Here is a 20,551-nt window from a genome sequence, read left to right as displayed (position 1 = left end):
CTGGGGAGGGTCCGTGGCATGAGAGCCCCTTCCTCCGCCGTTCCCTTCCCCAGCGAGGCCTCCTCCGCCGGTTCCTCCGGGGCCTCCCGCAGAGCCGGCCGCGCCGTGGTCCTCGGCGCGGGGATGGCCGGCCTGCTGGCCGCGGCCGCGGTGGCCCGCCACGTCGGCGAGGTCGTGATCGTGGAGCGGGACCGGCTGCCGGAGGGGCTGGAGCCGCGCAAGGGCCTGCCGCAGGCCCGCCACGCGCACCTGATGATGTCGGGCGGCGCGCGGGCCGTGGAGTCCCTGCTGCCGGGGACCATCGAGGCCTGGGTGGCCGCGGGCGCCCGCCGGATCCCGCTGGGGACCGGGCTGGTCGCGCTCGGCCCGCAGGGCTGGTATCCGCGCTGGCCCAGCACGCAGTTCCTGATGGCCTGCACCCGCGACCTGCTCGACTTCGTCGTCCGCGAGAAGGTCCTGGCCCTGCCCGGGGTCGTGCTCCGCCAGGAGACCGACGCGCTCGCGCTGCTCGGCGACGCGCAGCGGGTCACCGGAGTGAAGGTCCGCACCGACGGCAGCCACTCGGCCGAGGTGCTGGAGGCGGACCTGGTGATCGACGCCTCCGGGCGCGGCTCGCAGGCCGCGCGCCGCCTCAACGAGCTCGGGCTGCACCCCGCCCACGAGGAGACCGTCGACTCCGGCATGGTCTACGTGACCCGGATCTTCCGGGCGCCGCCGAGCAGCGAGCGCTTCCCCGTCGTCAGCGTGCAGGCGGACCCGTACGGCGCCGTGCCGGGGCAGGGCGCGACGATGCTGCCGATCGAGGGCGGCCGCTGGCTGCTCACGGCCTGCGGCACGCGCGGCGGCGAACCGTCGCGGGAGGCCGGGGAGTTCGAGCCGTTCGTCCGCAGCCTGCGCCACCCGCTGATCGCCGACCTGATCGCGGGCCTGGAGCCGCTGACCGACGTCCACCTCACCCGCAGCACGGTCAACCGCCGCCGCTACTTCGAGCGCCTGTCTTCCTGGCCGGAGGGCTTCGCCGTGACGGGGGACGCCGTCGCCACCTTCAACCCCGTCTACGGGCAGGGGATGTCCGTGGCCGCCCACAGCGCGACCGCGATCCGCGGCCTCCTGGCCGAGCACGGCGTGGACGCGCCGGGCCTGTCCCGGCGCATCCAGCGCGCGGTCGGCCGCGCCGCGAGCAGCCCGTGGGACCTCGCCACCGGCGAGGACATCAACTACCCCGGCAGCATCGGCGAGCGTCCCCCGGCCGCGGCGCGGCTGCTGCGCGGGTACGTCCAGCGGCTGATGCGCACCGCCACGGTGAACCCCGTCGTCATGCGCTCGCTCTACGACGTGATGACGCTGTCCGCGCCGATGACGGCCCTGGTCAGCCCGCTCGTGGTGTTCGGCGTGCTGCGCGGGCCCGGCGGCGAGGTGCCGAACGAGCCGTCGATCACGGCCGCCGAGCTGGCCCTGTGCGGACTGGGGCCGCGGGGTGGCGGCTCCTGACCCGTACGGGACGCGCTCCCACCGAGGCCGGGCACGGTGTCACACGTCCCCGGCCCGGAGGGCCACCGGTGGGAAGAATTCCCCCCGCAGCGTCCGGTGCCACCACGCGCCCGTCTCCCGCCGCTCCCGCCACGTCGTGAAGCGGTAGAGGTACAGCCGCGCCCGGACGTGGGTCGGGGGCGTGCCGGGGAAGGGGTTGTGCCGCAGCAGGCGCAGCGTGTCCGGGTCGCCCGTGAGCAGCCGCTCCACGAACGGGCCGAACCACGGCTCCGCGTACGCGGGTGAGATCCCCGCGAACCACATCATCCAGTCGAGCCGCAGGTGGTACGGGGCGTACTGGCGGGGCAGCCGGCGGAGGTCGCCGGGCTTGCCCTTGAACCCGTACTCCTGCCACATGGTGTCCGGCCCGACGCGCTCCTCGTCGGTGCCCTCGACCACCACCTCGTAGCGCCTGCGGTTGATGCTGCCGAAGGCGCCGTACGTGTTGACCAGGTGGAACGCGTTGAAGGACATGTTCATGCGCTGCTGCCGGGAGAGCATGTTGCGCACCGGCCACCAGCTCAGGACGGCCACGAGCGCGGTCGCGGCGATGACGAGGCCCTCGTACCAGCCCGGGGGAGGGGAGACCGGGGCGTGCCGGGCGAGGCCCAGGGCGTCCGCCGCGCCGTCGCCGTCGACGGCGGCGAAGGCCATGACGATGGTGAGCCAGTTGAGCCAGGCGAAGTTGCCGGAGGCGACGAGCCAGAGCTGGGTGCAGATGATCACTGCTGCGGCCGGGCTCGCGAAGGGCTGCGGGGTGAACAGCGCGAGCGGCACGACGAGCTGGGCGACGTGGTTGGCGCCCGTCTCGACCCGGTGCAGCGGCCGCGGCAGGCGGTGGAAGAACCAGCTCAGCGGGCCCGGCATGGGCTGGGTCTCGTGGTGGTAGTACAGGCAGGTCAGGTCGCGCCAGCAGGGGTCGCCGCGCATCTTGATCAGGCCCGCGCCGAACTCGACGCGGAAGACCAGCCAGCGCATCAGCCACAGCACGAGGACCGGCGGGTCCGTGCGCGCGTTGCCCAGGAACACGGCGAGGAATCCGGCCTCCAGCAGGAGCGACTCCCAGCCGAAGCCGTACCAGGTCTGGCCCACGTTGACGATCGACAGGTACATCGCCCAGAGGGCGGCCCACATCGCCATCGCCGCCCACAGGGGCACCGCGTCCGCCGCGCCCGCTGCCACCGCGGCCGCCAGCGCGGCGCCCGACCACGCCCACGCCGCGAAGAACCGGTCCGAGTAGTGCAGCTGGAAGACCCCCGGGGCGCGGGCGAAGGGCACGTGGCGCACGAAGCGCGGGACCGGCAGCATGCCGCGCTCGCCGATCAGCGCACGGAACTGGAGGGCGGCCGCCAGGAAGGCCACGAGGTAGAGGCCGGCGAGCCCGCGCTGCACCACCAGCCGGCTCAGCCAGTACCCCGGGGCCGTGAACCACTCCATGGCGTATCCGTACCACTCCGGAGCGCGCAGCCACATCGAAGAAACGGGCAAAAGGTGTCAGAGTAGCTCTATGGTTGATCGGGGAGCGACGCCTGCCACCGCACCGGCAGGTTCCGTGCCGGACGACTGGCCCGCTCGCCCGGAGGTCGTGCTCGCCCTCAACCGGATGGGCGGCATCGACTGGGACCTCGACACCGGCGTGCTGCACATGGACGCCTCCGCCCTGGAGCTCTTCGACCTGACCCCCGAAGAGTTCAACGGCCGCCTCTCGGGCCTGGCCGGCAAGGTGCTCCGCTCCGACTCCGCCGACCTCGACGCGCAGGTCACCCGCGCCCTGAAGGAGGGCCGCGAGACCTACAGCGCCTACTACCGCATCCGCGCCGCCGACGGCACGCTGCACTGGACCTACACCCAGGGCCGGATCCTGCGCGACGAGGAGGGCCACCCGCACCGCATCATCGGCATCGTCCGTGACGCCACCGAGGAGCTCGGCCACTCCATCGGCAGGCGCGACGAGAACCGCCTGACGCACACCACCATCGTGGAGACCCTCACCGCCGCCCTCGCCCACGCCCGCACCGTCCAGGACGTCATCGACTTCTTCCGTGACGACCGGGCCGTCACACACCTCGGCTCCGACCTGCTCGTTCTCGGCGTCGTCGAGGCCGGCCGCATCCACATGGTCGCCGAGGGCCCGGGCGAGCACTACATCCCCGGCACCCGCTGGACCCGCATCGACGACAACTTCCCCATGAGCGAGGTCATCCGCACGATGGCCCCGCGCTTCATCGAGTCCCGCGAGGAGTTCGCCCGCTCCTACCCCTGGCTGTGGGAGCGCATCAGGGACGTCGGGATCTCCTCGGCCGCCTACCTCCCGCTCATCGCCCAGGCCCGCCCGGTCGGCGCCATCGGGTTGCTCTACCGGGAGACCCGCGGCTTCACCCAGCAGGAGCGCAACCTCCTGATCGCCCTCTCCAGCAGCCTCTCGCAGGCCATCGCCCGCGCCATGCTCTACGACCAGGAGCACGACCTCGCCGAGAGCCTCCAGCAGTCCATGCTGCCGCGCCGCATCCCCGAGATCCCCGGCGCGCAGATCGCCGTCCGCTACCGCTCGGCCCGCATGGGCCGCGACATCGGCGGCGACTGGTACGACGTGATCCCGCTGCCCGGCGGGCGGGTCGGCGCCGTCATCGGCGACGTCCAGGGGCACGACACCCAGGCCGCCGCCGTCATGGGCCAGCTGCGCATCGTCCTGCGGGCGTACGCCACCGAGGGCCACGCCCCGGCCACCGTCATGGCCCGCGCCTCCTCCTTCCTCCACGAGCTCGACACCGACCGCTTCGCCACCTGCGCCTACGCCGAGGCCGACCTGTCCACCGGCGTCGTCCAGCTCGTCCGCGCCGGCCACATCGACCCGCTGCTGCGGCACACCGACGGCACCTGCCGCCGGCTGCCCGTCTCCGGCGGCCTGCCGCTCGGCCTCTCCGCCCAGTTCGGCCGCCTCGACTACCCCGTCACCACCGTCGAGATCGACCCGGGCGAGACGCTGCTGATGTTCACCGACGGCCTCGTCGAACAGCCCGGCTCCGACCTCGACGAGGGCATGCAGCGCCTCGCCTCGGTCGTCCGCGCCGGCCCCTACGACCTCCACCAGCTCGCCGACCGGCTGTGCGACATCATCGGGGAGCGCGTGGGCGAGGACGACATGGCGGTGCTGCTGCTGCGCCGCGAGGGCGCGCCCACCCGGGGCGGCGGGCGGCTCCAGCAGCACATCGCCCCGGCCGACCCGGAGGCGCTCTCCGCGGCCCGGCACATGATCCGCGCGGCCGTACGGGCCTGGGGCGCGCGCGAGCGGTCCGACGAGATCGAGCTGGTCGCCGACGAACTGGTGACCAACGCCCTGATCCACACCGACAGCGCGGCCGTCGTGACCATCCGCATCATCACCGGGCCCGAACGGCGCGTGCGCGTCGACGTCGAGGACCGCTCCAGCACGCTGCCCCGGCGCCGCGAGCCGGGCGAGTCCGGGGTCTCGGGCCGCGGGCTGCTGCTGGTCGACCGGCTCGCCGACGTCTGGGGCGTCGAGTCGCGCGGGACGGGCAAGAGCGTCTGGTGCGAATTCGTGGTGCCGGGGCGGCACGAGGTGTACGACGAGGCGGACGGGGCGGTCTGACGGGGCGGCGAATCCGCCACCGTGGCGGAATGATTGCCTCCGCAGCGCGGGGAGTTCCGGGGCGACGGGGTCCGCCGGCGCGGCCACCGGCCGAAGAGGCCAAGGTCACAGCGGTTGCCACTGCTGGAAGGTGCCCCGGCTCCCCTAGCCTTCCCCCCATGACGGTCCTGCCTGACGAAGGCTTCCCCCTGGCCGCCGAGTTCCCGGACCCCACCCGCGAGCAGTGGCAGCGCCTGGTGGAGGGCGTACTGCGCAAAGCGGGCGCGGCTGACGCAACCGGCCCGGCCGCCGAGGCGGCCCTCGCCACCGAACTCCAGGACGGGCTCGCAACCGGCCCGCTCTACACCGCCGACGACGCCCCCGGCGCGGCCGGCGCCGCCGGATATCCGGGCTTCGCCCCGTTCGTCCGCGGCGGCCGGCCCGAGGGGACGGCCGCGGCCGGCTGGGACGTGCGCCAGCGCCACGCCCACCCGGACCCCCGGCAGGCCAACGAGGCCGTGCTCGCCGACCTGGAGAACGGCGTCACCTCCCTCTGGCTGACCGCCGGCCCCGCGGGCATCCCCGTCGACGGCATCGCCGCCGCCCTCGACGGCGTCTACCTCGACCTCGCCCCCGTCGTCCTCGACGCGGGCGCGGACTTCGAGCCCGCCGCCCGGGAACTGCTGCGCCTGTACGACGAGCGCGGCCTCGCCCCCCGCGCCGCCCTCGGCAACCTCGGCGCCGACCCGCTCGGCACCCTGGCCCGCACCGGCGGCGACACCGGCCCCGACGGCGCTCTGGCCGCCGCGGCGGACCTCGCCGCGCTGTGCGCCGACGGCCGCCCGGGCCTGCGCGCCCTGACCGTCGACGCCCTGCCCTACCACGAGGCCGGCGGGTCCGCGGCCGAGGAGCTCGGCTGCTCGCTCGCCACCGGCGTCGCCTACCTCCGTACGCTCACCGCCGCCGGACTGACGGTCAATCAGGCCTGCAAGCAGCTGGAGTTCCGCTACGCGGCCACCGCCGACCAGTTCCTCACCATCGCCAAACTGCGCGCCGCCCGCAGGCTGTGGGCCCGCGTCGCCGAAGTCAGCGGCGCCGGCGCCGAGGGCGCCGCCCAGCGCCAGCACGCGGTCACCTCCACGGTGATGATGACCCGCCGGGACCCGTGGGTGAACATGCTCCGCACCACGGTCGCCTGCCTCGGCGCGGGCGTGGGCGGCGCCGACGCCGTCACCGTCCTGCCCTTCGACGAGGCCGCCGGCCTGCCCGACGCCTTCGCCCGCCGCGTCGCCCGCAACACCTCTTCGGTGCTGCTGGAGGAGTCCCACCTGGCCCGGGTCATCGACCCCGCCGGCGGCTCCTGGTACGTCGAGCGCCTGACCGACGAGCTCGCGCACGCCGCCTGGGCCTGGTTCCAGGAGCTGGAGCGCGCCGGCGGCCAGGCCGCGGCGCTGCGCTCCGGCCTGGTGGCCGAGCGGCTCGCCGCCACCTGGGCCCGCCGCTCCGCCGACCTGGCCACCCGCCGCGAACCCGTCACCGGCGTCAGCGAGTTCCCGAACCTCGGCGAGCAGCCGCTGCGGCGCGAGCCCGCGCCCGCCGCTCCCGGCGGCGGCCTGCCCCGGGTCCGGCGCGACGAGGCCTACGAGGCCCTGCGCGCCCGCTCCGACGCCCACCTCGCCAGGGCCGGTGCCCGCCCGCGCGTCTTCCTCGCCGCGCTCGGCCCCGCCGCCGCCCACACCGGCCGCGCCACCTTCGCGGCCAACCTCTTCCAGGCCGGCGGCATCGAGCCCGTGCACGACCCCGCCACCGTCGACGCGGCCTCCGCCGCCGAAGCGTTCGTACGCAGCGGCGCCGCCGTGGCCTGCCTGTGCTCCAGCGACAAGCTCTACGCCGAGCAGGCCGAAGCCGTCGCCGCCGCCCTCAAGTCCGCGGGCGCGCAGCGGGTGTTCCTCGCCGGCAAGCCCGCCGGCGAGCAGCGCGAGGCCTATCTGCGGGCCGGGGTCGACGCGTTCGTCTTCGCCGGCGGCGACGCCGTCGCCGTCCTGTCCTCCGTCCTCGACAGCATGGGAGTCGCGTGATGCCGATCCCCGACTTCTCCGGCATCGGCCTGGGCCCCGCGCACGCCGCCCCGGCCGACCCGGGCCAGTGGCGGGCCGCCCTGAAGGAGGCCACCGGCAAGAGCGCCGAGGACCTCGTCTGGGAGACCCCCGAGGGCATCGGCGTCAAGCCCCTCTACACCGCCGACGACCTGCACGGGCTCGACTTCCTCGGCACGTACCCCGGCATCGCCCCGTACCTGCGCGGCCCGTACCCGACGATGTACGTCAACCAGCCTTGGACGATCCGGCAGTACGCGGGCTTCTCCACCGCCGAGGAGTCCAACGCCTTCTACCGCCGCAACCTGGCGGCCGGTCAGAAGGGCCTGTCCGTCGCCTTCGACCTGCCGACCCACCGCGGCTACGACAGCGACCACCCGCGCGTCACCGGCGACGTCGGCATGGCGGGCGTCGCCATCGACTCCATCTACGACATGCGGCAGCTCTTCGACGGCATCCCGCTGGACAGGATGAGCGTGTCGATGACGATGAACGGCGCCGTGCTGCCCGTCCTCGCGCTCTACATCGTCGCCGCCGAGGAACAGGGCGTCGCGCCCGAGAAGCTGGCCGGGACCATCCAGAACGACATCCTCAAGGAGTTCATGGTCCGCAACACCTACATCTATCCGCCCGGGCCCTCGATGCGGATCATCTCCGACATCTTCGCGTACACCTCGCAGAAGATGCCGCGCTACAACTCCATCTCCATCTCCGGCTACCACATCCAGGAGGCCGGTGCCACGGCCGACCTGGAGCTCGCCTACACCCTCGCCGACGGCGTGGAGTACCTCAAGGCGGGCATCGGGGCCGGCCTGGACGTCGACGCGTTCGCGCCCCGGCTCTCCTTCTTCTGGGCGATCGGCATGAACTTCTTCATGGAGATCGCCAAGCTGCGCGCCGCCCGCCTGCTGTGGGCCCGGCTCGTCAAGCGCTTCGAGCCGCAGAACACCAAGTCGCTGTCGCTGCGCACCCACTCGCAGACCTCGGGCTGGTCGCTGACCGCGCAGGACGTCTTCAACAACGTCGCCCGCACCTGCGTCGAGGCCATGGCCGCGACCCAGGGCCACACCCAGTCCCTGCACACCAACGCCCTGGACGAGGCCCTCGCCCTGCCGACCGACTTCTCCGCCCGCATCGCCCGCAACACCCAGCTGCTGTTGCAGCAGGAGTCCGGGACCTGCCGGGTCATCGACCCGTGGGGCGGCAGCGCCTACGTCGAGCGGCTCACCCACGACCTCGCGCGCCGCGCATGGCAGCACATCGAGGAGGTCGAGGCCGCGGGCGGCATGGCCAAGGCCATCGACGCGGGCATCCCCAAGCTGCGCGTCGAGGAGGCCGCGGCCCGCACTCAGGCCCGCATCGACTCCGGCCGGCAGCCCGTCATCGGCGTCAACAAGTACCGGGTCGACAGCGACGAGCAGATCGACGTCCTCAAGGTCGACAACTCCTCCGTGCGCACCCAGCAGATCGAGAAGCTGCGCCGCCTGCGGGAGGAGCGCGACGAAGCCGTCTGCCAGGACGCCCTGCACGCCCTGACCCGCGCGGCCGGGGCCGGCACCGGGCAGGGCCTCGACGGCAACCTCCTGGCCCTCGCCGTGAACGCCGCCCGCGCCAAGGCCACCGTCGGTGAGATCTCCGACGCACTGGAGAAGGTCTACGGACGGCACGCCGGGCAGATCCGTACGATCTCCGGTGTGTACCGCGAAGAGGCAGGCCCGTCGTCCGGCGTGGAGCGCACCCGCACCCTGGTCGAGGCGTTCGAGCGGGAGGACGGCCGCCGCCCCCGCATCCTCGTCGCCAAGATGGGCCAGGACGGCCACGACCGCGGCCAGAAGGTCATCGCCACCGCCTTCGCCGACCTCGGCTTCGACGTCGACGTCGGCCCGCTCTTCCAGACGCCCGAGGAGGTCGCCCGGCAGGCCGTCGAGGCCGACGTGCACATCGTCGGCGTCTCCTCGCTCGCGGCCGGCCACCTCACGCTCGTCCCGGCGCTGCGTGAGCAACTCGCCGAGCAGGGACGCGAGGACATCATGATCGTCGTCGGGGGCGTCATCCCGCCGCAGGACGTCCCCACGCTCCTGGAGATGGGCGCCGCCGCGGTCTTCCCGCCCGGCACGGTCATCCCCGATGCCGCCCACGACCTGCTGAAGACCCTCGCAGGGGTCCTCGGCCACGAGCTGTGAGCAAGGGCCCCTGACATGGCGCGGACGATCGACATCGACGCCTACGTGAAGGGCGTGCTCGACGGCAAGCGCGCGGTCGTCGCCCGCGCCATCACGCTCGTCGAGTCCACCCGGGCCGACCACCGGGCCCTCGCCCAGCGGATGCTGACCGAGCTGCTCCCGCACGCGGGGGCGGCCCGGCGGATCGGCATCACCGGCGTGCCCGGCGTCGGCAAGTCCACCTTCATCGACGCCTTCGGCACTATGCTGACCGGCCTCGGCCACCGCGTCGCGGTGCTGGCCGTCGACCCGTCCTCCAGCAGGACCGGCGGCAGCATCCTGGGCGACAAGACCCGCATGGAGCGGCTCGCCGTCGACCCCGCCGCGTTCGTGCGGCCCTCGCCCACCGCCGGCACCCTCGGCGGCGTGGCCCGGGCCACCCGCGAGACCATCGTCGTCATGGAGGCCGCGGGCTACGACGTGGTGCTCGTGGAGACCGTCGGCGTCGGCCAGTCCGAGACCGCCGTCGCCGACATGGTCGACAGCTTCCTCATGCTCACCCTCGCCCGCACCGGCGACCAGCTCCAGGGCATCAAGAAGGGCGTCCTGGAGCTGGCCGACCTCGTCGCCGTCAACAAGGCCGACGGCCCGCACGAGCGCGACGCCAAGGCCGCCGCCCGCGAACTCGCCGGCGCGCTGCGCCTGTTGCAGCCTCCGGACGCCGCCTGGAACCCGCCCGTCCTCACGTGCAGCGCCCGCGAGGGCGCGGGCCTGGACACGGTGTGGGAGCGGCTGGAGCAGCACCGGCGCGTCATGGAGACCACGGGCGCGCTGGCCGCCCGGCGGCGCGAGCAGCAGGTCGACTGGGTCTGGACGATGGTCCGCGAGCAGCTCATGGACGAACTGCGCGACCACCCGGCCGTACGGGCCGCGGGCCCGGGCATCGAACAGCGGGTGCGCGAGGGCACGCTGCCGGCGGGGCTGGCGGCGCAGCGCTTGCTGGAGGCGTTCCGCGACAAGAAGTGAGAGCCCGTCCGGCGATTGAGGACAAGGGGGCGCCGGCGGGGCTCGGCTCCCGGGAACCTCCCGGACGTACGGCACGTTTCCCCCGGCACCGGCCGAAACGCGGCCGGCGTTCGGAGGAACCGCCATGTACGACCTCGTCGCCGGAGGCAACGTCACTCTGCCCGACGGCGCGCTCGCCCTCCGCGTGCCCGGCCCCTTCGACCTGTCGGTCATCGTCACCGGCGAGAACGGAAAGGTCGCCGGGGACGCCGACTTCGTCTTCTACAACCAGCCGGCCGTCCCCGGCGCCCGGCTCGCCGGTGACACCGTCACGGTCGACCCGCGGGGCCTGCGCGCGGGCGCCGCGCGGGTCACCGTCGTCGTGAGCCCCGCGACCCCCGGCACGCGGCTCGAGGCGCTGCCCGTGCCCGTCCTGACCGTCGCCGGAAGCGGCGGCGGAGTCCTGGCCCGGTTCGTGCCGCCGCGCCCCGGGCCGGAGACCGTGCTGCTGCTCGCCGAGCTCTACCGGCGCGGCACCGGCTGGAAGATACGCGCCCTGGGACAGGGGTACGCGGACGGACTCGCGGGCGTGGCCAGGGACTTCGGCGTGGACGTGGCCGACGACGGCGCGGGCTCCGGGACGTCCGGCGCGCGACCCGGGCCGGTGGCGGCCGTGCCGGCGGCCCGCGCGCCGTACGCGAACGCCACGCCCCACGCGGGCCCGGGCGCCGCCGATGCCTTCACCGCCCTCGTGAACGCGGAGAGGACCCCGGCCGGGCTGCCGCCCGTGACCGCCGACCACCGGCTCGTCGCCGCGGCCCGCGCGCACGCCGCCGCCATGGCCGCGCAGGGCCGGCTCGCCGCCGAAGGCCCGGACGGGACCTCGCTCCACCACCGCGTCGCCGCGTCCGGCTACCGCTGCCTGACCGTGGCCGAGCACCTCGTGTCCGGGCCGCGCACCCCCGCCGCGTTCGTGGCGTACTGCCTCGCGGACCCCGAGCGCGCCCGGCCCTTCCGCGACCCGGCCGTCGTCCACGCCGCCGCGGCCCACGTCAGCGGCCCCGGCGGTGACCTCTACTGGACGGCTCTGTGGGCCGCCCCCATGACACCCGGCGGCCTGGCCCGGCTGACCGCCGAGGTCACCGCGCTCACCAACGCCGAGCGTGCCGCGGCCGGGCTGCGCCCGCTGGCCGGAGACCACCGGCTGGCCGCCGCCGCGCAGGCCCACAGCGACGACATGGTCGCCCGCGACTTCTACGCCCACACCTCGCCCGAAGGGAGCGAGCCGTGGGACCGGGCGCGGGCCGCGGGAGCCCCGCACCCGGGGATCGGCGAGAACATCGCCTGCGGGCAGCGCAGCGCGGCGGAGGTCGTCCAGGGCTGGATGAACAGCCCCGGCCACCGCGCCAACATCCTCAAACCGGACTTCGCGTACATCGGCATCGGCTACGCCACCGGCAGCAGCGCGGGCACGTACTGGACGCAGCTGTTCGGCACGTGAGCGCTTCGCCGGAAGCGCGGCACTCCCTCTGCGGGTGGGTCGTGGCTGGTCGCGCAGTTTCCCGCGCCCCTTCGGAGCGCCCCGCTTACTGGGCGGCGGTGCGGGCGGTGCCGGCCGTGTCGGTGATGCCCCGGATCGGGCAGCGCGGCCCGGTGGCGCGCAGCAGCCGCAGGTCGGCCGTCACGAGGGTCGCGCCCAGCTCCTCGGCGACGGCGACGTAGGCCGCGTCGTCGGGCGTGAGGTTGTCCTTGAGCTGCCACATCCGGCCCAGGAGCGGCTCCACGGGGACCTTGCGCAGTGTCAGGCCCGGCAGGCGCCCGGCGACTTCGGCGACCCGCTCGGCGGTGACCTGCCCCGCCAGGTATATGCCGCGCAGCGACTGCATGACCTCCACCAGGATGTGCTCCGGGGCGGCCCAGTCGGCGTCCGCCGCGAGCGCGGCGCGGGCGCTCTCGCCCCGCGGCCCGTCGTCGGCGAGGGCCAGGACGAGGGCGGAGGCGTCCACGACGATCAAGGTTTCTCCCAAGCATGTGCCTCGCGGCGGGCCTTGCGAACGCGCCGCGGCCACCACCCTAGCCGCGCGGGCGCGCCGGGTGGCGGCGGGGTGGATCGCCGGGGCCGGGCCGGCTTGAGGCGGCGTCAGCGGGCGGGACCGGTCCAGTGGACCGTTTCGCGTTCCTGGCCGAAGCCCGGCCGTACGGCGACGTTCAGCCGGCCGAGGCCGCCCGGCGGGACGTCGAAGGCGAACGTCGCCTTGCCCGACGCCTTCGGCTCCAGGGTCCCGGTGAACGGCGTGCCGACCCCGCTCGCGCTGTCGAAGACCTGCTGGGCCCGGTCGGCCTTGGCGCCGGACTCCAGGGTGACGAGGACGCCCGCCGTGTCGAGGGGGTCCTTGCCGCCGTTGCTGAGGGCGACCGTGAACCTGACGGGCTGGTTGGCCGCCTCGTGGCCGAGGGCGGTGCTGCTCGGCGTGAACTTCGCCGGCTGCGTCACCGTCACCTTCAGGCCGTCGCGGTACGCGTAGGTGTCCCCGAAGGAGGCCGTGCGGGACTGCGGGGAGGCCGACGGGCCGCCCGAGAGCGTGATCGTGGTGCCGGCCTTGCCGGAGGAGCCCCCGCAGGCCGCACCCGCCGTCACCACGGCGGCCGCGGCCGCGAAGGCCACGGCCGCCCGCAGCGGCAGTCTCGTGCCCATGTGCACAGCCTGCGCCGAGCCGCGGCGCCGCGCATCCGGAGCGCCGGTGTCAGCTCCCCAGGGCCTTCTTCACCTTCGTCACCTGCGGCCCGGAGTCCTGGGCCGGGATCTGCCAGCGGAAGGTCTTGCCCTCGCCGTCCGTGTAGGTGAGGGTGCCGCCGCGCTGCGCGCTGCTGATGTCGAAGGTGCGCGCCCGCAGCTGGGTGGCGCCGGCCCGGATGGGGCCGCCCGCGTCGAGGCCCGGCAGGAAGATGTTCGGCTCGCTGCTGACGGCCTGGCCGTCCTCGGCTATCCACTGCCAGCCGCCCTTCTCGGTCGGCGTGGTCTCCGCGGCGGCCACCTCCGTCATGGGGCGCTCCTGTACGGCGATCACCGCGTACAGGCCGTGCGAGGGCTTGTCGGTCGCGGTCTTGGCCGCGTAGACGACGCTGACGGGCATGATATCGAGCTTGCCGCCGCCGCCCGCTCCGACGGTCTCCGTGCCCTTGCCCATCGCCAGGGGCTCCGCCGACGGCCCGGCGGGCGCGGCCGAGGGTGATGAGCCGGCTGACTTCACGGTCTCGGCCTTGGTCTCGCTGCTGCACGCGGCGAGCGACAGGGCCGCGGCGAGGCTGAGGGCGGTGACGGTGACGGCAGTGGTGCGCATGCATCCCCCGGAGGTTCGGGTTACGTGAGGTACGAACGGACCGGGGAACCGTACCCTCGGTAACAATCCCTCAAGCGCCGATCTGCATCAATCGTGACCAGCCCGCTACCTTCCCGGTATTGCCGTGGGGGACCTCATCCCACTAAGGCCCCCTGAAACGGTACGAGCCGGACTTGTGGGGCCCCCGCCCGCTTGTCAGCTCACGTCCCCGGCCGCGTGCGGGCTCAGCACCCCGGCCGCCACCAGCGCGAACAGCAGCAGCCCGAGCAGGATGCGGTAGACGACGAACGGCATGAAGCTCTTGCTGGAGATGAAGCGCATGAACCAGGCGATGACGGCATAACCCACCACGAAGGCGATGGCCGTGGCGAACAGCGTCGGCCCCCACGCCGTGTGCCCCCCGGCCGCATTCCCGGAGTCTCCCGCGTCCTTGAGCTCGAAGACGCCCGAGGCGAGCACGGCGGGGACGGCGAGCAGGAAGGAGTAGCGGGCCGCGCTCTCCCGCGTGTAGCCGATGAACAGGCCGCCGCTGATCGTCGCGCCCGACCGGGACACGCCGGGGACCAGTGCCATGGCCTGGCAGAGGCCGAAGACGAGCCCGTCCCGTACCGTCAGGTCCCGCAGCTCCTTGCGCTGCTTCGCGGCGCGGTGCCGCCCGCCGCGCTCGTCGCGCGCCGCCAGCCGGTCCGCGTACCCGAGCACGACGCCCATCACGACGAGCGTCGTGGCGATCAGCCGCAGGTCGCGGAACGGCCCCTCGATCGCGTCCTTGAGCAGCAGCCCGAGCACCCCGATCGGGATCGAGCCCACGATGACCAGCCAGCCCGTCCGGGCGTCGGCGTCGTGCCGCGTCCCGCGGTCGTACAGCGACCGGAACCAGGCCGTGACTATTCGGGCGATGTCCTTGCGGAAGTAGATGAGGACGGCGGCCTCGGTGCCGATCTGGGTGACCGCGGTGAACGCCGCGCCCGGGTCCTGCCAGTGCGCGAACGCGGCCGTCAGCCGCAGGTGCGCGCTGGAGGAGACGGGGAGGAACTCGGTCAGTCCCTGGGCGAGCCCGAGGACGAACGATTCGAACCAAGACATGTGGGCCTGTGCCATCCAAGTCGTCGCAGCCGCGCCGGCGCTGCGGCACCGGCCGCCCGATCATGCACAGGAGGAAAGGCACCCCGGCGTCGTCCGGGTGAACCGCTCCTTAAGCCCGGGTAGCGGACGGTGCGTCAGGCCTGTCCCGTCCCGGACCGGGTCGCCTTTCCGCCGTCGGCTGCGACGCTACGGACGCGAAAGCCGCCGCGCCGGGCCCTTCTTGCGCCAGGCCACGATCACCGCCGCCAGCCCGGTCACCGCGATGAACGCCGTCGCCCCGAGGAACGCGGGCGACGTCGGCGCCGTGGCGTGGCTGCCGGCGATCACGTAGGCGGCGGTGGCGGGCGCGCTCCCCAGCGCGGTCGCCAGCAGGAACGGCGTCCACCGCATCCGCGACACGGCGGCGCAGTAGTTCGCGGCGGCGAAGGGCACGCCCGGGAAGAGCCGGACGGCCATCATCGAACGGAAGGCGTGCCGGCTCAGCTGCCGGTCCGCCGCCCGCAGCCACTTCCCGCGCAGCAGCGGCCGCAGCGCGTCCTGCCCCAGCAGCCTGCCCAGCCCGAACGACGCGGCCGAGCCCAGCACCGTGCCCACCACGGCCGCCGCCGTCCCCGCGGGGGCGCCGAACAGCGCGCCGGCCGCGATGTTGAGGATCGGCCGCGGCACGAACGCCGCCGTGCACACCCCGTACGCCGCGGAGAACAGCACAAGGGCCGCGCCGCCCGACAGCTGCGGCCAGTCCGAGGTGAGCAGCCGCTCCGGGTGCAGGGCGAGCACCGTGGCCGCGGCGGCGGCCAGCAGCGCCACGAGCAGGCCCAAGCGGAACCACGCGGACGGCCGGGCGCGCGGGCGGCGCTCGGCGGGACCGGGGCAGGTGCCGGCGCCGGGGCGGGGCGCGGCGGGGCCGGGGGAGGGCGCGGCGGGATCGGGCATCGCTGGAGCCTAACCGACAGGGATATAAAGCGGTCGTCATCCCGGAAAGACGGGGCGGGGGCGGAACGCTCCTTCCGTGTACGTTCACCCGAATGCCGTCCCCGCGCCCCTTCCGCGTGGCGGCCCGCGGCCTGCGAAAACCGTTCGACGCCCCGCACCCCGTGCGCGAGCATCGACCGCATGCACCGGCCACTATCAGGCCTTCCGCGCCACAAACCGCACCTCAACATCGGAATCCTCGGTCACTCGGGCCACGGCAAGACCACCCTCACCGCCGCCGTCACCAAGCTCCTCGCCGGCCGCGGCCGGGCCGTCTTCGTCCCGCCCGCCCGCCTCGACCGCGCCCCGGAGGACGCCGTGCGGGCCGGGCGGGCCCGCACCGTCACCTGCGCCCACGTCGCCTACGAGACCGACACCCGCCACTACGCCCACACCGACACACCCGGCGACCCCCGCTTCACCGGCAACCTGCTCGCCGGCACGGCACGGATCGACGGCGCCGTCCTCGCCGTCTCCGCCACCGACGGGCCCGCCGCACAGACCGCCGGGCACCTGCTGCTCGCCCGCAGCACGGGCGTGCGCCACCTCGTCGTCGCGCTCACCAAGGCCGACGCGAGCGACCCGGAACGCACCGACCTCGCCGAGCGCGACGTGCGCGCCCTGCTCACCGCCCACGGCTACGACGGCGAGCACACCGCGGTCGTCCGCGTCTCGGGCCTGCGCGCCCTCGGCGGCGACCCGCGCTGGACCGCCGCGATCGAGGCGCTGCTCGACGCCGTCGACACCTACGTACCGACGCCCCTGCGCTACGCGGACGCGCCGTTCCTGCTCTCTGTGGACAAGGTCCTCACCCTCGCCCGGAGCGGCACCGCCGTCACCGGCGTCGTCGAGCGCGGCACCGTCCTGCTCGACGACCGCGTCGAACTCCTGGGGCCCGAGGGCCCCCGTGACACCCTCGTCACCGGCCTGGAGAGCTTCGGCCGGCCGCTCGGCGCCGCGCAGGCGGGCGACCGCGTCGCCCTGCTGCTGCGCGGGCTCCACCGCCACGAGGCGCGCCGCGGCGACACCCTCGCCGCGCCCGGCAGCGTCGTGCCGCGCCGCCGCTTCGCCGCCGGCATACGCCTGCTCGGCGTGGAGGAGGGCGGCCGGCACACCCCCGTGTTCTCCGGCTACCGCCCGCAGTTCCACATCCGTACGGCCGGCGTCCCCGGCACTGTGCACCTCGGCGGGCCCGGCGTCGCGCTCCCCGGCGAGACCGTCACGGCGGCCGTCGCCCTCGACCGGGAGGTGCCGCTCGAACCCGGCCTCGCCTTCGTCGTCCGCGAAGGAGGCCGCACCATCGGCACCGGGACGGTCTCCGCACCGCACCCCTGAACGCCACAATGGGGGAGTGAACGAAGCAGGCCTGAACGAACCAGGCGTGAACGAACCGGCAGAGCCGATACCCGTGATGCGGGACGTGGACGGGGGCACCGCCAAGCTGCTGCCCGACGTGGACAGGCCGCGGGCCTGGCTGCTCACGGTGGAGGGCTCGCCCCAGTCGTACGTCGACCTGGACGACCCCACCCACCTCGAGTTCGAGTACGCCCGGCGGATCGCCCACGTCCTCGACGCCGCCGCCGAGCCGAACCGCCCGCTCGACGTGCTGCACCTCGGCGGCGGGGCGCTCACCCTGCCCCGCTACGTCGCCGCGACCCGCCCGGGCTCCCGGCAGCGCGTCGTCGAGGCGGACCGCGGGCTGCTCGAGCTGGTCGCCGAGCACCTGCCGCTGCGGCACGGCTCCGGCGTCGAGGTGATCGCCGGTGACGCGCGCAGCGAACTGGAGGCCGCGCCCGGCGCCTCCGCCGACGTGATCGTCGCGGACGTCTTCGGCGGCTCCCGGGTCCCGGCCCACCTGACCTCGCTGGAGTACGCGCGGGCCGCCGCCCGGGTGCTGCGGCCCCGGGGCCGCTACGCCGCGAACCTCGCCGACGGCGCGCCCTTCGCCTTCCTCCGCTCGCAGGTGGCCACGTTCGCGGAGGTCTTCGCGCACGTGTGCCTGATCGCGGAGCCGCAGGTGCTGCGCGGGCGGCGCTTCGGCAACGCGATCCTCGTCGCCTCGCACACCGAGCTCCCGGTCGCGGCGCTGGCCCGGCGCGCGGCCGCGGACGCGTTCCCGGCCCGGGTCGAGCACGGCCCGGCCCTGGAGCGGTTCGCCGCCGGGGCCGGGCCGGTGCACGACGCGGAGGCCGTGGGCTCGCCGGAGCCGCCGGGCGGGACGTTCAGCGTGGGCTGACGCGGGCCGGTCGCCGGGCGGGCCGGGAGATCAGAGGGTCCGGGGGTGCAGGAGGGTCAGGAGCTCTTCAGGGGCCGGAGGGAGCTCATGATCTTCTTGATGATGTCGTCGGACACCTCGTCCTCGGTGCCCGTGGCGCTGTAGAGGCACCACGTGGCCAGGTCGCCGTTGACGTCTTTGTACGTCACCGTCACGGACTTGGCGCTGGTGGCGCAGTGGTGCTTCTTCGCGACGCCCGTGACCGTGGCCGACGCGGAGGTGCCGCTCAGGCCGTGGTCGCTCTTGAACTCCTTGCCCTTGGAGTAGTTGAACTTGCCGGTCTTCTTCTGGTCGAAGCCCCAGAAGAGCCAGTTCAGCGCCTCGTTCTCGGCGGCGTCGGCCTCGCTCTTGGCGCCCTGGGCGCCCTTGGTGCCGGCGGCGACGGGGGTGGCGTCCTTCTCGCAGCGGTCCTCGTTGAAGTAGGCCACGCCGGACATGGAGATGCCCTTGCCGTTGGGCGGGAAGGAGTGGTCGTCCTCGTCCTGGAAGCCGAAGCTCGTCCCGGGGGAGCCGACCTTCCACTCCTTCGGGACGTCGAAGGCGATGTGCCGCTTGCTGTTGGAGACGACCTTCCAGCCGTCGATCACGGGCTTGACCTCGGCGTTCGCCCGCGGGTTGTCCGCCGGGTCCTCGCTGGCGCTCTGGGGCGGCGCCGCCGAGGAAGCGGACGGGGCAGCGCTCGGCGACTTCGCCGGGTCGCTGTGCGCCACGTTCTCCTTGTCGTCGTCCTTCAGGACGACGACACCGGTGATCACGGCGGCGGCCACCACGGCGACCGCCGCGGTGATCGCGATGATCGTGGTCCGCTTGCGGTTGTCGCGCGGCGGCTGCGGCGCGCCGGGCGGGGCCGGCACCTGCCACTGCTGGCCGCTGCCCGGCTGCCCGGGCTGCGGCGGGCCGGGAGGCTGCTGCTGGTACGGGTTCGCCCCCGGGGCGGCCGGCGGCGGGTAGGCCGGCTGCTGGTACGGGTTGGGCTGCTGGTAGCCCGGCTGCGCGCCGGAGGGCGGGCCCGGCGGCGGGCCCGGCGTCTTGTACGGATTGGAGTCCTGCGGGTTCTGCTCGCCCCCGGGCGGCTGCTGTCCTGGCCACATGGCCGATAACCATAGAGGCAGATGGTGATCCCGGTGAGCCCACCCCTTCCCCGCCGTTGCTACTGGCTGGTAACTTGCGGGTATGTCTGAGACCAGCACCCCGCCCTCGATCGGCGACATGCTCCTGGCCACCGTGCCCATGGCCAAGACCCTCAACCTCGTCTTCGAGGAGGCGGGAGCGGAGCGCGCCGTCGTCCGCCTGCCCGACCAGCCCGACTACCACAACCACGTCGGGGGCCCGCACGCCGGCGCGATGTTCACCCTCGCCGAGTCCGCGAGCGGCGCGATCGTCCTCGCCGCCTTCGGCGACCAGCTCTCGCGCGCGGTGCCGCTCGCGGTCAGCGCCGAGATCGGCTACAAGAAGCTCGCCATGGGCCCCGTCACCGCCACCGCCGAGCTCGGCCGCCCGGTCGCCGAGGTCGTCGCCGAGCTGGACGCCGGCGGCCGTCCGGAGTTCCCCGTCCACGTGGCGATCACCCGCGAGGACGGCGCGGTGACCGGCGAAATGACGGTCGTCTGGACCCTCCGGCCGAACAAGTAGCCGTACCGTCGCAACCCGCGGGCGCCTGAGGGAGTCCTCTCCTCCAGTAGGCTTCCCGGCGTGCGCCCTCGCGGCGCACGCCGGGAAGAGATCGTCAAACCGGGGAGGAACCGGCGTTGCACATCCAGGAGTGGCTCGAAACGGTACCGGCGATCGCCGTCTACCTCTTGGTGGGCGGGGTCATCGGTCTGGAGAGCCTGGGTATTCCGCTTCCCGGTGAGATCGTCCTCGTCAGTGCCACGCTGCTGGCCGCCACCCAGGACCACATCAACCCGTGGGTGCTGGGCGCGTGTGCCGTCGCGGGGGCCATCATCGGCGACTCCATCGGCTATCTCATCGGCCGCAAGGGCGGCAAGCCGCTCCTGGAGTGGCTCGGCCGCAAGTTCCCCAAGCACTTCGGCCCGCACCACGTGGCCACCGCCGAGCGCTCCTTCCAGAAGTGGGGCATGTGGGCGGTCTTCGTCGGCCGCTTCATCGCCCTGCTGCGCATCTTCGCCGGCCCGCTCGCGGGCGTGCTGAAGATGCCGTACTGGAAGTTCCTGATCGCCAACGTGCTCGGCGGCATCGTCTGGGCCGGCGGCACCGTCGCCGTGATCTACTCCGTCGGCAAGGTCGCCGAGGAGTGGCTGAAGAAGTTCTCCTGGCTCGGCCTGCTCGCCGCCGTGCTCTTCGGCCTCGGCTCGCTGGTCGTCATGAAGATGAAGGCGAAGAAGGCCGAGGCGGCCCATGCCGCCGACGCGGCCGAGGCCCGGCCCGAGCCGGTCGGCACCGCCGACTGACGGCAGTCGCTTCTGAGCGAGCAGCCCCCGGATCCGCACGGCGGATCCGGGGGCTGCTCGTTTTAGTGGCCTCTTAGCGAATGA

General features: G+C 74.0%; 17 protein-coding genes. 10 read left to right on the top strand and 7 right to left on the bottom strand.

The genetic code is table 11. The annotated features are described in order from the left end of the window. Positions 1–18 precede the first annotated feature (18 nt). Positions 19–1,491, top strand: a complete 1,473-nt coding sequence (locus D7231_RS28200) for an FAD-dependent monooxygenase (RefSeq protein ID WP_120758387.1) — start codon at positions 19–21, stop codon at positions 1,489–1,491. 39 nt (positions 1,492–1,530) lie between these two features. On the opposite strand, the gene D7231_RS28195 is transcribed toward D7231_RS28200, so the two are convergent. After that, positions 1,531–2,967 carry a lipase maturation factor family protein gene (locus D7231_RS28195; protein ID WP_120758432.1) on the bottom strand — a complete coding sequence of 479 codons (1,437 nt, stop codon included), beginning with the start codon at positions 2,965–2,967 and terminating at the stop codon, positions 1,531–1,533. A 70-nt stretch (positions 2,968–3,037) separates the two neighbouring features. Here D7231_RS28195 and D7231_RS28190 point away from each other — a divergent pair, with 70 nt between their 5' ends. The 5 genes from D7231_RS28190 (at position 3,038) to D7231_RS28170 (ending at position 11,883) form a co-directional block, all read left to right on the top strand. After that, a complete protein-coding gene (locus D7231_RS28190; protein ID WP_120758386.1) occupies positions 3,038–5,140 on the top strand; it encodes a SpoIIE family protein phosphatase in 2,103 nt (700 codons plus the stop codon). 158 nt (positions 5,141–5,298) lie between these two features. After that, complete coding sequence (gene mutA / locus D7231_RS28185) at positions 5,299–7,197, top strand: methylmalonyl-CoA mutase small subunit (RefSeq protein ID WP_120758385.1); 1,899 nt, start codon at positions 5,299–5,301, stop codon at positions 7,195–7,197. Beyond that, entirely contained in the window at positions 7,197–9,398 is a 2,202-nt protein-coding gene (gene scpA, locus D7231_RS28180; protein ID WP_120758384.1) for a methylmalonyl-CoA mutase, read from the top strand. Before mutA ends, scpA begins: the two co-directional genes overlap by 1 nt. A gap of 15 nt (positions 9,399–9,413) precedes the next feature. After that, positions 9,414–10,403: a methylmalonyl Co-A mutase-associated GTPase MeaB gene (gene meaB / locus D7231_RS28175; protein ID WP_120758383.1), complete on the top strand. Its 990-nt coding sequence runs from the start codon at positions 9,414–9,416 to the stop codon at positions 10,401–10,403. Between the two features lie 124 nt (positions 10,404–10,527). After that, complete coding sequence (locus D7231_RS28170; RefSeq protein ID WP_120758382.1) at positions 10,528–11,883, top strand: CAP domain-containing protein; 1,356 nt, start codon at positions 10,528–10,530, stop codon at positions 11,881–11,883. Between the two features lie 85 nt (positions 11,884–11,968). On the opposite strand, the gene D7231_RS28165 is transcribed toward D7231_RS28170, so the two are convergent. The 5 genes from D7231_RS28165 to D7231_RS28145 all read right to left on the bottom strand — a co-directional run bounded on the left by D7231_RS28165 (position 11,969) and on the right by D7231_RS28145 (position 15,742). Further along, a complete protein-coding gene (locus D7231_RS28165) occupies positions 11,969–12,388 on the bottom strand; it encodes a type II toxin-antitoxin system VapC family toxin (RefSeq protein WP_241999963.1) in 420 nt (139 codons plus the stop codon). Between the two features lie 134 nt (positions 12,389–12,522). Then, complete coding sequence (locus tag D7231_RS28160) at positions 12,523–13,077, bottom strand: hypothetical protein (RefSeq protein ID WP_120758380.1); 555 nt, start codon at positions 13,075–13,077, stop codon at positions 12,523–12,525. Between the two features lie 49 nt (positions 13,078–13,126). Further along, positions 13,127–13,723 (bottom strand): hypothetical protein, encoded by a 597-nt coding sequence (locus D7231_RS28155; protein ID WP_120758379.1) that lies wholly within the window; start codon positions 13,721–13,723, stop codon positions 13,127–13,129. 195 nt (positions 13,724–13,918) lie between these two features. Beyond that, entirely contained in the window at positions 13,919–14,809 is an 891-nt protein-coding gene (locus D7231_RS28150) for an undecaprenyl-diphosphate phosphatase (RefSeq protein ID WP_120758378.1), read from the bottom strand. A gap of 186 nt (positions 14,810–14,995) precedes the next feature. Continuing rightward, the gene (locus tag D7231_RS28145; protein ID WP_120758377.1) at positions 14,996–15,742 is read right to left on the bottom strand and encodes a TVP38/TMEM64 family protein; all 747 of its coding nucleotides are present in this window, start codon (positions 15,740–15,742) and stop codon (positions 14,996–14,998) included. A gap of 180 nt (positions 15,743–15,922) precedes the next feature. Here D7231_RS28145 and D7231_RS28140 point away from each other — a divergent pair, with 180 nt between their 5' ends. Both D7231_RS28140 and D7231_RS28135 read left to right on the top strand, forming a co-directional pair. Continuing rightward, positions 15,923–17,116, top strand: a complete 1,194-nt coding sequence (locus D7231_RS28140; RefSeq protein WP_120758376.1) for a GTP-binding protein — start codon at positions 15,923–15,925, stop codon at positions 17,114–17,116. 76 nt (positions 17,117–17,192) lie between these two features. Beyond that, entirely contained in the window at positions 17,193–18,017 is an 825-nt protein-coding gene (locus tag D7231_RS28135) for a spermidine synthase (RefSeq protein ID WP_120758431.1), read from the top strand. A gap of 56 nt (positions 18,018–18,073) precedes the next feature. On the opposite strand, the gene D7231_RS28130 is transcribed toward D7231_RS28135, so the two are convergent. Further along, positions 18,074–19,147 carry a DUF8017 domain-containing protein gene (locus tag D7231_RS28130; protein WP_120758375.1) on the bottom strand — a complete coding sequence of 358 codons (1,074 nt, stop codon included), beginning with the start codon at positions 19,145–19,147 and terminating at the stop codon, positions 18,074–18,076. A gap of 82 nt (positions 19,148–19,229) precedes the next feature. On the opposite strand from D7231_RS28130, the gene D7231_RS28125 reads away from it, so the two are divergent. Then, the gene (locus D7231_RS28125) at positions 19,230–19,688 is read left to right on the top strand and encodes a DUF4442 domain-containing protein (RefSeq protein ID WP_120758374.1); all 459 of its coding nucleotides are present in this window, start codon (positions 19,230–19,232) and stop codon (positions 19,686–19,688) included. Positions 19,689–19,804: 116 nt separating this feature from the next. Beyond that, on the top strand, positions 19,805–20,467 hold the full coding sequence (locus D7231_RS28120) for a DedA family protein (protein ID WP_120758373.1): 663 nt from the start codon (positions 19,805–19,807) through the stop codon (positions 20,465–20,467). Positions 20,468–20,551 lie beyond the last annotated feature (84 nt).

The organism is Streptomyces klenkii (assembly GCF_003626645.1).
GTDB lineage: Bacteria > Actinomycetota > Actinomycetes > Streptomycetales > Streptomycetaceae > Streptomyces > Streptomyces klenkii.
This window is presented reverse-complemented; position numbering and strand designations above follow the sequence as displayed.